General features: G+C 49.7%; 10 protein-coding genes. 5 read left to right on the forward strand and 5 right to left on the reverse strand.

Annotation, left to right across the window (positions count from 1 at the left end):
- Positions 1-87 precede the first annotated feature (87 nt).
- On the reverse strand, positions 88-342 hold the full coding sequence (locus tag EH243_RS10260; RefSeq protein ID WP_126158574.1) for a GrxA family glutaredoxin: 255 nt from the start codon (positions 340-342) through the stop codon (positions 88-90).
- 151 nt (positions 343-493) lie between these two features.
- On the opposite strand from EH243_RS10260, the gene EH243_RS10265 reads away from it, so the two are divergent.
- On the forward strand, positions 494-967 hold the full coding sequence (locus EH243_RS10265) for a Crp/Fnr family transcriptional regulator (RefSeq protein WP_126158575.1): 474 nt from the start codon (positions 494-496) through the stop codon (positions 965-967).
- A 251-nt stretch (positions 968-1,218) separates the two neighbouring features.
- Positions 1,219-2,445 (forward strand): UbiH/UbiF/VisC/COQ6 family ubiquinone biosynthesis hydroxylase, encoded by a 1,227-nt coding sequence (locus EH243_RS10270; protein ID WP_126158576.1) that lies wholly within the window; start codon positions 1,219-1,221, stop codon positions 2,443-2,445.
- 149 nt (positions 2,446-2,594) lie between these two features.
- Here EH243_RS10270 and EH243_RS10275 read toward each other — a convergent pair whose 3' ends face one another.
- Positions 2,595-3,302: a phasin family protein gene (locus tag EH243_RS10275; protein ID WP_241235053.1), complete on the reverse strand. Its 708-nt coding sequence runs from the start codon at positions 3,300-3,302 to the stop codon at positions 2,595-2,597.
- A gap of 316 nt (positions 3,303-3,618) precedes the next feature.
- Between EH243_RS10275 and EH243_RS10280 the strand changes: the two genes are divergently transcribed.
- Positions 3,619-6,531, forward strand: a complete 2,913-nt coding sequence (locus EH243_RS10280; RefSeq protein WP_126158577.1) for an insulinase family protein — start codon at positions 3,619-3,621, stop codon at positions 6,529-6,531.
- 69 nt (positions 6,532-6,600) lie between these two features.
- Complete coding sequence (locus EH243_RS10285) at positions 6,601-7,485, forward strand: DMT family transporter (RefSeq protein ID WP_126158578.1); 885 nt, start codon at positions 6,601-6,603, stop codon at positions 7,483-7,485.
- A gap of 73 nt (positions 7,486-7,558) precedes the next feature.
- On the opposite strand, the gene EH243_RS10290 is transcribed toward EH243_RS10285, so the two are convergent.
- On the reverse strand, positions 7,559-8,509 hold the full coding sequence (locus tag EH243_RS10290; RefSeq protein WP_126158579.1) for a 5'-nucleotidase: 951 nt from the start codon (positions 8,507-8,509) through the stop codon (positions 7,559-7,561).
- A gap of 154 nt (positions 8,510-8,663) precedes the next feature.
- On the opposite strand from EH243_RS10290, the gene mtgA reads away from it, so the two are divergent.
- Positions 8,664-9,359, forward strand: coding sequence for a monofunctional biosynthetic peptidoglycan transglycosylase (gene mtgA / locus EH243_RS10295; RefSeq protein ID WP_241235054.1), 696 nt, complete (start codon positions 8,664-8,666; stop codon positions 9,357-9,359).
- A gap of 65 nt (positions 9,360-9,424) precedes the next feature.
- On the opposite strand, the gene EH243_RS10300 is transcribed toward mtgA, so the two are convergent.
- Positions 9,425-13,285, reverse strand: coding sequence for a translocation/assembly module TamB domain-containing protein (locus EH243_RS10300; protein WP_126158580.1), 3,861 nt, complete (start codon positions 13,283-13,285; stop codon positions 9,425-9,427).
- Positions 13,282-15,018 (reverse strand): autotransporter assembly complex protein TamA, encoded by a 1,737-nt coding sequence (locus tag EH243_RS10305; protein WP_126158581.1) that lies wholly within the window; start codon positions 15,016-15,018, stop codon positions 13,282-13,284. Before EH243_RS10305 ends, EH243_RS10300 begins: the two co-directional genes overlap by 4 nt.
- Between the last annotated feature and the right edge of the window lie 123 nt (positions 15,019-15,141).

The following is a 15,141-nucleotide window of genomic DNA, read 5'->3' on the forward strand; positions in this document are numbered from 1 at the left end:
ATTTTTAGCGAGACTCTTTAGTTGGGCTTTTTAGCGGAGCTTTTTAGCTGGGCTTTTTAGTTGAGCTATCGAGTCTCGGGTAGAACATTACGCTTTAGTGTCGGCTTCCTGGGCATCAACGAAGGCTGCAAGCTCGGTGTAACCGCCGATATGGTCTTTACCGTGGAAGATTTGTGGCACGGTGTCTACTGGCTTGCCGACGGTTTTTTCCAGGTCTTCTTTAGTGATACCTTCTTCATGAATATCGATATAACGATGATCATAACCTTTCATTTCACATAGTTGCTTGGCACGGGTACAAAAGCCACAGCCCTTACGGCCAAATATAGTAATTCGTTGCATATATTGCGCTCCTTAAATCTGTTTGAATGTATTGGAACAGTTTATCAAGACTGAGGCTAATTGCCTTTTTTAATGTTTTAGATAGACAAAGGTTATCGTGAGGGTATTCTTGGTTTAGAATAAAATCTATCAAGAGATAACGGGTAGTACTGTGCCAGAAAATATTCCGATCCATCGGCTTAAAGATATGCCGGTATTTGGTGGATTGCGTGAAGATATCATTAAATTGATACTTGACGGTAGTCATTACGTTGAACGTGAAGAAGGCGAACCGTTCTTTCTTGAAGGAGAACGGGGTGATTCTTCCTTTATAGTCGAGACGGGTAGCGCAGCACTGTTTAAGGTGGGAGCGTCCGGACAGCGGCATCAGATCCGGTCTTTTTTACCCGGAGAGTGTTTTGGTGCTATGGCGCTGTTGGGCGTTTACCCTCGTAGTGGCATCGTCAAAGCGCTAGAGCCTTGCCGAGTGGTCGAGATAAAAGCTGATCAGCTTTTCTCGGTCTATCAGGCGGACCCCGAGCAATATGTGCTGATTTTTATGAATATGGCTCGGGATCTTAGTAGACGACTGCGGGACACCGACGAGCAATTGGTTGACTGCTTGGATCAACTCTTGCCTCGTTAACCGAGTCGCAAGGTTCAGGTCGTTTTGATCATATACAGTGAAAGCTCTGGCGATATGCCGGAGCTTTGTCGTCTCTGGCGTTTGCTAATCAAGTTGCTAATGAGGTTGCTAACGAGATTGGTAAGCCAATAGGTTGCCTAGCTAGGTTGCTCGCAGGGCGCATAAAATGCCTTTTGCCGGTTGTTGCTGAAAGGTACAATGCAGGCCATAGGTGAACCTGAAGCGTTTTCAGTATCAATAACGGAGAGAGCATGAAAAATAGGTATGATCTGCTAATCGTTGGCGGCGGTATGGTGGGTGCGACTATTGCGGCAGCATTAGGGAATACCGATCTTCGGATTGCGGTTGTTGATCAAGCCTATCCGCAACCTTTTGTGGTGGATGCAGAGCACGATCTGCGCGTTTCAGCGCTGAGTATTGCGTCAGAGAGAATATTTCAAACCCTTGGTGTTTGGGATGGCATTATGGCTCGTCGAGCCTGTCCCTATCAGCGGATGAAAATTTGGGAAAGCAGCGAACAGCGAGCGGCCACCGAGTTTGTCAGCGATGATATCGGTGCCGACCACCTTGGGTTTATTGTAGAGAATCGCGTCATCCAGTTAGCGCTACTCGAACGTTTGGGGCAACTGGATAATGTCGATCTTATCTGTCCAGCCGAGATCTTGGATATCGATTACTCCCCCGGTTGTAGCTTAGTGAGGCTGGCCGATGGTCGGGAGCTGATTGGCAAGTTGATGGTGGCGGCTGATGGTGGTGGATCGAGAGTTCGGTTGGCTGCCGGCATCGGCGTGCATAGCTGGGATTATGATCAGCATGCGCTGGTGGCATCGATCGTCACGGAACAGCCACAGCAGGATATTACCTGGCAACAGTTTACACCGACGGGCCCCTTAGCCTTCCTGCCTTTATCGGGACATAGAGCCTCATTAGTCTGGTATAACCGGCCGGCTGAGGTAAAACGACTACTGAGTTTGGATGAAGCGGAGTTCATCAGTGCCGTTGTTGAGGCTTTTCCGAAGCGGTTAGGTTCGATAGAGGCTTTGCTTGAACGGGGTGCATTTCCTCTACGGCGTCAGCATGCGTCGCAGTATGTCAAAGAGGGGGTAGCCCTCGCCGGTGACGCGGCTCATATGATCAATCCGCTGGCGGGTCAGGGGGTCAATATTGGTTTGTTGGATGCGGCGGCGTTAGCCGAGGTTATTCTGACGGGTCACCGCGAAGGGCTGGATATCAGTGATCTGACGTTGTTGCAGCGTTATGAGAAGCAACGGCGTCATCATAATCTGATGATGATGCAGCTGATGGATGGCTTTTATCGGGTGTTTTCAAACGATCTGCTACCGCTCAAATTGCTGAGGAATTTAGGACTGGGTGCGGCTGAACGATTAACGCCGGCGAAAAATCGTGTAATGCGTTTTGCCATGGGGTTGGAGGGGCGTCTACCTGCGCTAGCGCGAGGTGAGCAAATAGGTCAGTAAGTGGCAGCCGTGGAGAAAGACGGTTAAGACAGACCGTTGAGAAAGGCAGTTGAGAAAGGCAGTTAAAATTTGAGTTGTTGATACTATCGGTTGTGATGATGCATAAAAAAACGGAGCCAAAAGGCTCCATTTTTTTATATCAGAAAAGCTTATTTCGCTTCGTCTGCTTTTTTCGCTGCAGGGGCTGGTGCCGCCGCTTTTACGGCAGGAGCTGTTTTTGCAGCAACTTTCGCAGCAGGTGCTTCAGCGGCAGGTGCTTTTGCGATAGGTGCTTTAGCAGCAGGCGCTATCGGAGCCGTTGCTTTTTTAGCAGGAGCGGCTTTTTTAGCCGGAGCTGCTGCTTTTTTCGGTGCGGCAGGCTTAGCTGCTTTCGGCGCCGCGGCTTTTTTCGCCGGTGCTGCTTTAGGCTTAGCCGCCGGCGCTGCTTTTTCAGCGGCAGCAGGAGCCATGAACTTACTCAGATCTTCAAAGTAGTTCATGTCTTTTAGGCCGAGCCCATCAAAACTCTTTTCAATAATGGCAGTTAGCTCATCTTTTGCTGCGTTAAGAGCAGCCATCTCTTCTTCTGCAACGCTGCTCAGCTTAGTTTCAAGCTGCTTAACATAATCAACCTGAAGTTCGATTGCTTCTTTAGGATCTTTGATAGAAGACAGTGCCTGCATTTGCGCCATGGTAGCGTTAACAAAGTCAGATACATAACCGGATTGCAGCTCAATGAGTCTTTCAACCGCTTTTTTGTTGATCTCAGCCATATCAACAACGGGCTTCATATTCTTTTGGACGTCTTTCATCATTTCTTCGTACATGTTTTTTTCACCTGTGATCGCAAGAGTTTCAATCTTTGTGCGTTGCAGCAATTCTTTTTACTATATTAGGCGGTCACAATAAAGTCAATTGAATTGTTGCGGTGCAACAAAGCGGTATTTTATAAAAGAACACAACTGTTTAGCAGAAGTTTCCGGTAGTACTACCCTAAAGGTCACCAATGAAATAAACATGACATTGGGCAAATATGTAGACTATATCGGTCTCTTCGTTAGTAACTGTAGCTCAGTTCTCAATCACTGTAAGAGGAATGTGGCATTTCTTTGATGTGGGCAGGCTAAAAGGTGTTGATTTAGTTACAATGATCTCAATATCTAGAGATTAAGATCACAGACATTGGATAACGCCATGACCCGCCAACCGGCTTTTCAACTTAAGCGTACGGAAACAATTGAGTCACTGGGCATCGATGTGCAGGAATATGTGCATTCCCGTACCGGTGCTTTGCATTATCATATCGCAGCTGACAATCAGGAAAATGTCTTCCTGGTCGCATTTCGCACCGTGCCCGAAGATAACTGCGGGGTGGCGCATATTTTAGAGCATACCGCCCTCTGTGGTAGTGCTAAATACCCCGTGCGAGATCCGTTTTTCATGATGAGCCGTCGCTCTCTGAATACTTTCATGAATGCTTTTACCAGCAGTGATTGGACCGCCTATCCATTCGCCAGTCAGAATCGCAAAGATTATTTCAATCTGCTGGATGTCTATCTTGATGCGACTTTTTTCTCCCGTCTCGATCCGCTTGATTTTGCCCAAGAAGGCCATCGGATAGAGTTCAGTGAAACTGAAAATACCGATAGCCCCTTGGTTTATAAAGGGGTCGTTTATAACGAGATGAAAGGGGCAATGAGTTCGCCGGTATCCACCTTGTGGCAAACGCTGACCCGCTATCTATTTCCTTCCACCACTTACCATTACAACTCAGGTGGCGATCCAGAAGCGATTCCTGATCTCAGCTATGAAGAACTTATTCACTTCTACAAAACCCATTACCATCCATCGAATGCGGTGATTATGACCTTTGGTGATATTCCGGTTGAGGAGTTGCAGCAAAGGATTGAAGACCAAGCTCTGTCTCAGTTTGAAAAACTCAGCGACGAAATTACTGTCGAAGATGAAAAACGTTATTTCTCGCCGGTAAGAGTCGAAGAAGCTTATGCACTCGATGATGAAGATTACAGTGCTAAAACCCATCATGTACTCGCTTGGTTGTTGGGGCCCAGCATTGATTTAGAGCAGCAGCTTAGAGCGCATCTGCTATCCCGTGTGTTGTTGGATAACAGTTCATCTCCTCTGCGTTATGCACTTGAATCGACCGACTTAGGGGCGTCTCCTTCACCTTTATGTGGTTTGGAAGACTCTAACCGCGAGATGGCCTTAATGTGTGGTATCGAGGGAAGTGAGCCTGAGAAGGCTGCTGAATTCGAACAGCTGGTATTGGATACCTTGGCGGATGTCGCCGAAAACGGTGTTCCGCAAGAGCATCTTGAAGCGGCACTGCATCAGCTTGAATTGAGTCAGCGAGAGATCAGTGGTGATGGCTACCCTTACGGTATGAGTTTGATCTTAGCGTCGCTGTCCTCTGCGATCCATCGTGGTGATCCAATCGCCTTGCTCAACCTTGATCCTGTGTTAGCTAAACTACGCGAAGAGATTAATGATCCCGACTTTATTCCAGCGATGGTGCGTGAGTTGTTGGATAATCAGCACCGGGTTCGCATCACGCTAAGACCGGATGCTAAGTTGGCATCACGCCGTGATGCAGCAGAAGCGGCCAAACTTGAAGCGATTCGCCAGCAGCTCGATGAGTCAGAGAAACAGGCGATTATTGATCAGGCTAAAGCATTAGAGCAGCGTCAAAATCAAATTGATGATGAATCGGTACTCCCTAAAGTGACTATCGATGATGTGCCGGCGAAGATGCATATTCCGCAGGGGTCTGAAAATACCCTGAACGGTTTTAATTATCACTTCTACCCGCAAGGGACCAATGGCTTAGTGTATCAGCAGGTGATTATGGATCTGCCCGCACTGACCGAGGCGGAACAGCAGCTGTTGCCGTTATACAGTTACTGTGTCACTGAGCTCGGTTGTGATGGGATGAGCTACCAAGATACCCAAGCGTTGCAGTCACAGGTGTGTGGCGGCATTCATGCTTATTCATCGGTACGTGCCGATGTGAATGATGAGCAGCAGGTGAGCGGCTATATGACGCTATCGGGTAAAGCGTTATTGAATAAACAAGCGCAACTGACCGACCTGATGTACAAAACATTGGAGACGGTGCGTTTTGATGAGTTGAGCCGTATTAAAGAGCTGGTGTCGCAGCAGCGGACCCGTAAAGAACAGAGTGTGACGGGGCAGGGGCATAGCCTTGCCATCATGGCGGCGGTGAGTCAGTTATCACCTGCGGGGCATCTGGCGCATAATTCCCGTGGATTACAGAGTATTCGCGCTATTAAAGCGCTCGATGAGTCGCTACGTGATGAGGCAAACCTACAACAGTTGGCCGACGCATTGTCGCAGTTACATCAAAAAATACTGGCTGCGCCACGGCGTTTTCTGATCGTAACCGAAGCGGAATACCAACAGACATTGGCTGATACTATGGCTGCCCGTTGGGTTGGCGCTGAGGTCAAAACGGATAAGGGGTTTGTACCCTTTACCCTGCCGGCCACCCGTGAAGCGGTTAATCAAGCTTGGACCACCAGTACTCAGGTGAACTTCTGTGCCAAGGCTTATCCTACCGTGCCGGTGGAACATCCCGATGCGGCGGCGCTTACGGTGTTGGGCGATTTCTTGCGCAATGGGTTTCTTCATCGGGTTGTACGGGAGCAGGGCGGTGCTTACGGTAGTGGTGCTGGTCAGGATTCCGCCGATGGCGTATTCCGTTTCTTCTCATATCGTGACCCCCGTTTAACCGAAACGCTCGATGATTTTGATGCCTCTATCGCATGGTTACAGAGCACCGAGCTTGAGCCGCAGAAGCTGGAAGAAGCAATACTCGGGATCGTTAGCAGTATTGATAAGCCCGGTTCGCCAGCCGGTGAAGCGAAGCAGGCTTATCACAGTGCGTTGTTTGGGCGTACCCCAGAGCAGCGTGAACGTTTCCGTCAGCGAATTCTGACGGTCACACTGGATGATCTTAAACGGGTGGCAGCAAGCTATCTTAAACCTGAGCTGGCGAGTGTCGCGGTGGTGACTAGCCCGACAGCCGCGGCTGAACTGACCGATCAGTTCGAGGTTATCGCCATCTAATTGCTGCGTTAATGATCAGAGGAAAACCCATTAGCCCTTCTGTCACTGGCAGAAGGGCTTTTGTTCTTTATGAAAAGTAATCAATTTTTAGTGGGCGCCGCTCTAATACTGTTTTCCGAAATGTTTCTGGTGTTATCGGGGATGGTGATTAAGCAGATCTCAGCCGATTTACCGACCGAAATGATCGTCTTTTTTCGTAACCTGCTAGGGCTTATGCTGTTTATGCCCTGGTTAATGCGTAAAGGCACTCGCGTATTGCGCACCAGCAAATTACGTTTTCACCTTATGCGCGCGACGGTTGGTGTGACGGCGATGACCTGCCTGTTTTATAGCTGGGGGCACTTACCTCTTGCACAGGCAGCATTGCTGAAGCAGACCGCGCCCTTCTTTATGCCATTGATTGCGTTGTGGTGGTTAGGCGAACATATTTCAACGCGGGTTAAGTTGGCAATCTTGGTGGGTTTTATCGGTGTTGCACTGATTCTCAACCCCCAGGAGAGTACGGTTAACCTTGGGATCTTGATTGCACTGGCGGGGGCCTGCTTGGGTGCTCTAGCGAAAGTCACCATTAGGCGGATGCGCGATACCGAATCGCCACAGCTTATCGTGTTTTACTTTGCACTCTTTAGTGCCATTCTGTCGGCGATACCGGCATGGTTAACGGGGGCGGGTTTAACCTTGATTCAATTTGCTTGGTTGCTGGTGTTAGCCGCCACCTCAACCGTTGCCCAGCTATCACTCAGCAAAGCCTATGGCATGGCACCGGCGGGTCAGTTAGCGCCATTTACCTATGGCTCAGTGGCGATAGCGGCCTTGTTTGGCTGGTGGATATGGGATGAAGTGCTAGGCCTGCATACCTTATTGGGTATTCTATTGGTTAGCTGTGCGGGTATCGGTGCGCTGCTCGGCAAACAACAGGCAGCAGCGAAAACAGTAACCGATCCAACGTTATGAGTCTGCTGGCTTATCAATTAAAAGCTTATTAGTTGATCGATTGATAGTGGGCGTCGAGTTACGGCGGCTAATATCACTCACTGGTCTCACTGTCTTCGATGGACGTTTTGGGTAGCCCTTGAATCTGTGAATCGCTGCGGTACGGCACCTGGCTGCTAGGTACTCGTTTCGAGGCCTGTAACAGGTGAGCCGGTTGGTCATCAAAAAAAATATGTGGCCGCAGCGCACTTAACACAGGCTCTTTACTCATACCACCGAGAAAAAACGCTTGATCGACGTTCACATCCCAGGCTCTTAGGGTTTTGATCACGCGCAGGTGGGCAGGCCCATTGCGGGCGGTAACGATCGATAGCCTAAGGGGTGAGACGTCGGCACCTAGCTTTCGGTTGAGTCGAGATAATACCCGTACCAGTTTAGCAAAGGGGCCATCGGGTAGGGCGACATCTTCATTATCCGATTCGTTTTGCTGAAAACGTTCGAGCCCTTCGGTTTTAAATATGTATTCCGATTCATCCGAGAACAGCACGGCATCAGCATCGAAGGCGATGCGGATTTTATCACGGTCGGGTTGATAGCTTTCCGGTGGATCGTAGATCAGTGCGGCGGCGCAGTCCTGAGTGTCGATGGCGATCTGTGCGTCGTCGGAATGGCGGGTAAGCAGTAAATCAACACTGTAGGCGTGTAAGAACGGACTAAGTGGTTCGCCGCCGGTGAATGCAGAGCGGGTAATATCCAGATGATAATGTTGAATCGATTTTAAAATTCTTAAGCCGGTGTCGGGGCTGTTTTTTGACATCACCACGACCTCGACAAGGCGTTCATCGGATAGGGCGTTAAGGCTTAGCAGGGCTTCGACAAGATAGAAGGCGGTGCCTTTACCCAGCACTTTGTTTTCTTGCTCAAACTGATAGCGGCGGTAAGCCTCTACGTCTTGCTGTTGATAGATACTATTTTCGTGCTCAAGATCGAACAGTGCTCGGCTGGAAACGCCGATGACCAGTACCTCATCTAAATCGAAACTCATGTGAATCATCCTATCGCGGTGATCGTTACTGCCTATATTTTACCTAAAGCGGAGTCGGTTAAATAGCGTCTGTTGTTGAATCGCCAGTACGTTGTTCAATAAATCGCCAGCTTTAGGTATCATGCCTCCTCTACTCTTATTCTGGCGATTGATATTGAGCGTTTTCCGTTTTCCTGTGCGTCGTTGGTTGTGGCGCCTATTGTTGGCACTGTTCCTCATACCGTTTTTGGGGGTGTTGATGTTGCGTTTTGTCGACCCTGTTGTATGGATGTGGCAATTACAACGGGAACTGAATCCCCCCGCTAGCTACCCGGCTGAGACTCAGCATCATTGGGTATCATTAACAGAGATCTCGCCGGCGATGCAGCTGGCGGTGATCGCCTCTGAAGATCAAACCTTTCCTCAGCACTGGGGGTTGGATATCGATTCTATCTATGCGGCTATCAGCAGTAACCAACGGGGTGGCGCTGTGAGAGGAGCGAGTACCCTGACACAACAAACGGCGAAAAACCTGTTCCTGTGGCCAGCTAGGAGCTATCTACGTAAAGGGCTAGAGGCGGGATTAGCCGTGTTGATGGAATTGTTGTGGAATAAACCCCGTATTTTGGAAATCTATCTGAATATTGTCGAGTTTGGGCCGGGTATTTATGGCGTCGAAGCCGCCAGTCAGGCCTATTTTCACAAACCGGCTAAGCAGCTCACGGCGACGGAGGCGGCTCGGCTAGCCGCCGTGTTACCGAACCCTTACCGGCTGAGCGCTGCGGCTCCCAGTGATTATGTTTGGCAGCGTACTCAGTGGATTCAAAATCAGATGCGTCTGTTGGGGCCTAATTACTGGCCAGCCTCTTAGGGTTCAGTGATAGGCGTCGCAGCGGTACTCTTCTCTCTATCTGAGATCTGGCGTGGTTAGACTGCCTACCGTTCTAGCGTATAGAAAAGATCACCACCATTATGTTCGGTCGCGGTTTGGGTTTCGACACTCCATGATTCATTCAGCTTATAGCGCATAAAAAAGGTATGGGTGGACTCTAATAGCCCCACGCCGTATTTAACATACAGACGGGGGGAGAGATATTTACCGATATAGAAAGAGGTATCGGTGGTATCCCCAGCAACTCCTAAGTCATCGATATCGAAGGTCTCTGAAATCTGTTCTGCGATACTGTTTCCGCCTTTCAGTGTTAGAGCCGAGGCCGCTTTGAACAGCAGTTCCTGCTCTGTCATGGCGCTGCCACTAGCCCCCAGGGCGTGACCAAATATCAGATAAGAGAGTTGATTGCTTTCGGGCATGACGGGATCAGAAAATAGCGTTAGTCGAGGATCGCTCAGGGTACCTGATACCTTTGCCCCCGCCGTTACATCATCGACAGTGCGTGAGACACGCAGGTCTAAGCCTGGGTTATCGATAGGGCCGCCGCTATAGACCAAGTTACCACGGGTAATATCCAGATCCTGTCCATAGAGACGATATTGTCCGGTGGCGACCTGCATGATGCCAGTGGCGCGGGTCACTTGACGGGCATTGTCTTCCACCAGAATACTACCGAGCAAGCGACCCTTGAATCCGAGTGCGTCTAAATAGACCTTATCGCCGAGGGTGATGCGCAGTTGAGTCTCCAGTACCCGTTTTTTATTACCTCCTTGCCCGTCTGAGGATTGACTGCTGGCTGGGTCAATAATCACCACATCCTCCGATAGGGGTGAGCTAGTATCAATGCTGGGGGGCTGGATATGAGCTTCTGGAATTTTCAGCTCTCCGCTTAAACGGATGAGTTGCGGCTCAATGTTGAGTTTAATCTCCGGTGAGATCCAAGCTTGAATATCTTCGGTGGCCAGGGCTTGAAAGCGTTCTCCCTGCAAGGTGATCTCACCATTATCGAGGATAGGGTTATATCGACCGCTGATATTGAGCGGCCCCTTGCCAGATTGTAATGCGCCTGTCAGTTGTAGATTGTTATCGCCGGGTTTGCCGATCAGCGATAGGTTGATCCCTTCGAGTTTGATACCGAGGGCTGGCAAGTCGGTGCTGGCATCACTGAGTGTTAGGTGTCCCTGCATCAAGGGTTGATCAATCCGCCCCGTCACTGACATGTCAGAATCGATTTGCCCCGTGATCGCCTGTAGTTGAGGGGCGAATAGCGAGATAAACTTAAGGTCACTCAGGGCGAGCCTGAGTTGGGCGTCGAGTTTTTGGCTAGTATTAAGATCATCAATCGCTACCTGTGCGGTTAACTGTCCGACGGGTTGCAGCAATGGCAGCGAAAGGCTCGCATTAAGTTGGTTATTCTGGCCATTGAGATCGAGTTTAATATCCCCGGCAATGACCTGTATGTCTTCCTCTTCGAGTTGTGCTTCTGCGCCTTTAATGCGTGCGCTACCCGTGAAAATAGGAGGGTGATTCGGTTGTTGTGAGAAATTGATATCAGCTGAAAAGTCGCCTTGTAAGTCGATCTGATTGGGCATCCAAGCGCGTAGGTGGTTTAGTGATAGTTGCTGGGTTTTCAGTGTGCCGGCCATGCCATTCTCTGCCGACCACTGACCGCCAACGCAGAGTGAGCTGTTCTCTTTACCGGATTCCAAGCAGAGGTTAGTCATGGAGGCATCGCTGCGACTGAGTTGCAGCGGCACGGGGCGGGACAGGTGCCACGGGCCGAGATCTGATTGGGTCAGGTCGAGCTGATTAATCTGACCGCGCCATTGCGCTTCTTGCCACTGCCCCTTGAGGCTTAGATCTATATCGGCAGGGCCTTGCTCGGTTGTCAGTGTGAGTTGATGTTGTGCGGCACTGCCTTGACCTTTCAATGAGAGTTGTTGCCAGTGTTGTCCCTCGAGTTGCAGCTTAGTCGCCGTCAGTTGAATATGGGAGTTTTTATCGGTCCCGAGGTCGATATCGAGGTCAGCGGATAAAGAGCCGCTTTGGTAACGCTGATACTGTAGGTTTTGTCCGTTAAGTTTTGCGATCAGATGGGGTAACGCCTTTGTGCCGGTCAATGAACCCGATCCATGTAGGTCACCTTTTAACGTAGGTAGCAGCTGGCTCAGGTCGGGTGATTTGATACTCCAATTAAGGTCCAGTTGTTCATCTAATCGGCCTTGGGTTTTTAGTTCTGTTGAGGCTAGATTGAGTTGTAACTGTGGAATGCTGATTTGGCTGCCATTGATCGCTAGGCTGCCCTGTGCCGTGATCGGCTCGTTGCGTAGGACACCGCTTAGTGATGCCAATGTTAGTTGCAGTTGTAAGGGCTGCTCCGGCGGTTGGCTGCCCGAGATGCTGCCTTTTATTCTGAGCTTACCCGGCCACTCAGGCCAGTGACTCGCAGGGTTCAGTTGAGTGCCCGAGAGGTTGAAATTCCAACTAAGGGGTTGCCAAGCGAATGATCCATCGACCTGAATCTGGCCGTCTAAGGTGTCACCGATTAAGCGAATGTCGTTCAATGATTGTTGGTTACCGGTGCCGGTGAGCGTCCATTGGCCGGTCGGTATACTGGTGTCGGCAAGGGTACTGTTTAGCCTCAACGTATACTGCTGTAGGTTACCGTTAACCTGCAGTTGCCCCGATGGACTGAGATAGTCGGCATCGCCAATAAAAGGGTAACCTAGGTTTTGCCATTGGCCTTTAATATCAAAACTGATCGGTGTGTTGGCAAGATCAACATCGCCTTTCAGTGCTACCGCTAGCGGTTTAGCTAGGGTTATGTTTGTTTTGTTAGTGGGCGCTGTTGGTGGGATTGTCTGTAGCAGATCCAATTGCTCAATTTGCAGTAAACGGCCGGCTAAATGTAGCTTGAGGGTTAACTCCGTCGAACCGATCTCCGGCAGGGTGGTTTGCCAGTGACTGTTGAGTTGTAGTTGTTCCGTGTTGCCGCTAGCGTCCGCCGAACCGGTTAAACGGCCCGTTAGTTCAGGCGTCAGCTGCGTTAACTCAGCGTTAAAATCCTGCAGGCTTAGCTCGCCGCTAGGGTTGGCTAAAAGATTTTGTAAGGATGCGGTGATCTCTGTGCTCACCAAACCGGATAGTGTTTGCTGTATTTGAAGCTGATTGAGGTTGCCCCTGAGCGTGCCTTTAATACTTCCCTGTCCGGCGAGGGTTTGCTGCTGCGGTAATTTGAGGTTCCATTGAGTATTCAGCTCAATGGGGAACGGGCCGTTGGGTGTCAGTTGACCCTCTAGCGTTAGATCAGCTTGTGGTGCGGTGATACTAAAATGATCTAAAATTAATGTTTGTGCATCGGAATGTAGCCTGAGCTGGATATCAGATACCTCTGTTGTAGCGACGGCGTCCTCTTTCGTCAGCTGATTCAGGGTGAGTTGGCTTATCTGCAATTGATCGATCTGGAACGACAAGGGTAGCGTGATCTCAGGCAGCTCTGGTGAATCCGCGTTGGCTTCGTTATTCGTTGCGCCGGACAGGGTAATCGTGGGCTGTTGCACCTGTAACTGCATAATATGCAAACGGCCTGAGAGCAGGGCAGAGGGTTGCCAGTCAAGTGCAAGGCTCTCCAGGGATAAGACTATGTTCGGCTGTGTATAGCGGACATGACTGAGCTTGAGGTTATCTAGTAGCGAGCCATCTATCTGTTCAACCTGCAGCTCTCCGGGGAGCCAGCGTTGACTGGTGCTGATCAGTTGCTGCAGGCCACTGGAGGTACCTAATAGATAGTACAGGGTGCTGATGAGTAGGAGGATTAACAGGGCGAGCAGTAAGAGCGCCGCTTTGATAAAACGCTTAACCCTTGAGGTATGGGGCGTGGGGTTTTGTGTTGCACTAGCGCTCATAGGTCGGTCCCTAGGTTGAAATGCAGATGGATGCCATTATCATCGTCGTCATCTTGAGGTACCGCTAGATCGAAACGCACGGGGCCGACCGGTGAAAACCAACGTAGGCCAACACCGATACCGGTATGTAGGCTTAGATCCGTATCGTTAAAGGCGTTGCCGCTATCGATAAAGGCGGCCACTCCCCAGTTTTCAAATAGGCGGTAATCAACCTCGACGCTGCCGACCAGCAAGTTACGTCCGCCAACTACATCATCGTCATCATCCCGTGGCCCGAGGCTCTTATAATCATAGCCTCGCACGCTGTTATCGCCGCCGGTAAAAAAGCGCAGGCTGGCGGGTAGTTGATCGAAATCGTTCACCCAGGTCGTGCCCACTTCCGCACGGCCGAGGAGGCGAAATTTATCGGTGATGCTGTAGATGCCTTTCGCATTGAGGCGGGTCTGAATAAAGTCTTCGGTGGAGATCAGTGCTTGACTGGCACCCCTCAGTTGCGATGAAAAACTGTAACCGTTTTTAACCTGTAAGCGGTTTTTTGTGGATACCGTATTGTAATTCACCTGAGGAATGAGGAAGTAAGAGGTATCTGTTTCGCCGCTAAAGGTTGATTCCTCCTGTTGGTAATTGAGTGCTAACACCTGTTGCCATCGACCGCGCTGCTGCTGTTTGGAGACGCCGATAGAATAGTTGCGGGTATTAATACTATCGGAGTCTTCATCGAGCAGGCTCAGCTGTACCGCATAACGGTCTTCGCGGGGGTTGGTGCCGGGAATGGAATACTCTGCAGAGAAGTTAGTAATGATCTCTGAGGCGAGCAACTGAGTATTGAATTGATGACCTTGACGATTGACCCAGCGTTTATTCATACCCAGCTTGGTTCTCGCACCGGTGTCGGTACCGTAGCCAAATCCGGCTTGATATTTCGTTTTTTTATTGGCGTCTAAGTCAACAAACACCGGTACTTGGGTGTCACTCATCTGGTTCCAGAGGGGGCGTACTTCGACCCGTTGAAAGTAGTCACTATCGATGAGTGCCGATTGGAGTTCAATCAGCTGACTGTTTTGAATCGGATCGCCGGTTTTAAATGAGGCGTACGACTGAATAAAATCGTCATCAATGGGGCTCGGTGAGAAAGAGATCTCACCCACACTAAAGCGTGGGCCGCTATCCATATGCAGGCTGATGGCCGCACTATAATCTTCTAGGTTGACTTCGACCCGGTGTTGAGTCAATTCCGCTTGATAGTAACCCCGCTCGACGGCTAAAGAGCTAAGCTGTTTTTTTAACTGTTCATATTGGCTGTGCACCAGCGGTTGGCCGACGCGAAGTGATGTTTTGGCAAGTAGTTGGTTAAAGGCGACATCATCCTTTGCGGCGCCTATGAGTTGGATGTCGAGCTGAGTAATGGGTAATCGCTTGCCAGGCTGGATATGATACTGGGCGATCCAGTCTTGTCCTTTTTTACTTAGGTTGGTTTCAATCGTTGGTTGATAGAAACCCAATGGCTGCAACGCTGTTTTGATCTCACCCTCGGCTAGATTATGAAGATAGCGTAATCGACTGGTGTTGCTAATCGGCTGACCATCGAGGGATTCAAGGCTTAAAAAACTACGGATATTTAGTTTTTGTTCTGCGTTGACGCCATCAATATCGATGCTGAGGGTGTCGGCCATGAGATGACATGAAGTACTGCCGAGAAGTAGCAGAAATATCAAGCGTGTTAGCGTCATCATTAGGTTTCTATCGCTGAGAAAAGCATAAGCAGTAATTATACCGGCTCATCGTGTTTTTAATACTATAATCAATTCAATGGATCTCTGTCATCAGTACTTTATGTTCACTGTTGATGGGGCATA

It is taken from the genome of Amphritea opalescens (assembly GCF_003957515.1).
Classification (GTDB): Bacteria; Pseudomonadota; Gammaproteobacteria; order Pseudomonadales; family Balneatricaceae; genus Amphritea; species Amphritea opalescens.

Bases quoted from the DNA above. Each gene is read 5' to 3' on its own strand.
- EH243_RS10305 (WP_126158581.1), bottom strand. From the start codon at position 15,018: ATGATGACGCTAACACGCTTGATATTTCTGCTACTTCTCGGCAGTACT.
- EH243_RS10300 (WP_126158580.1), bottom strand. From the start codon at position 13,285: ATGAGCGCTAGTGCAACACAAAACCCCACGCCCCATACCTCAAGGGTT.
- EH243_RS10285 (WP_126158578.1), top strand. From the start codon at position 6,601: ATGAAAAGTAATCAATTTTTAGTGGGCGCCGCTCTAATACTGTTTTCC.
- EH243_RS10290 (WP_126158579.1), bottom strand. From the start codon at position 8,509: ATGAGTTTCGATTTAGATGAGGTACTGGTCATCGGCGTTTCCAGCCGA.
- EH243_RS10280 (WP_126158577.1), top strand. From the start codon at position 3,619: ATGACCCGCCAACCGGCTTTTCAACTTAAGCGTACGGAAACAATTGAG.
- EH243_RS10260 (WP_126158574.1), bottom strand. From the start codon at position 342: ATGCAACGAATTACTATATTTGGCCGTAAGGGCTGTGGCTTTTGTACC.
- EH243_RS10270 (WP_126158576.1), top strand. From the start codon at position 1,219: ATGAAAAATAGGTATGATCTGCTAATCGTTGGCGGCGGTATGGTGGGT.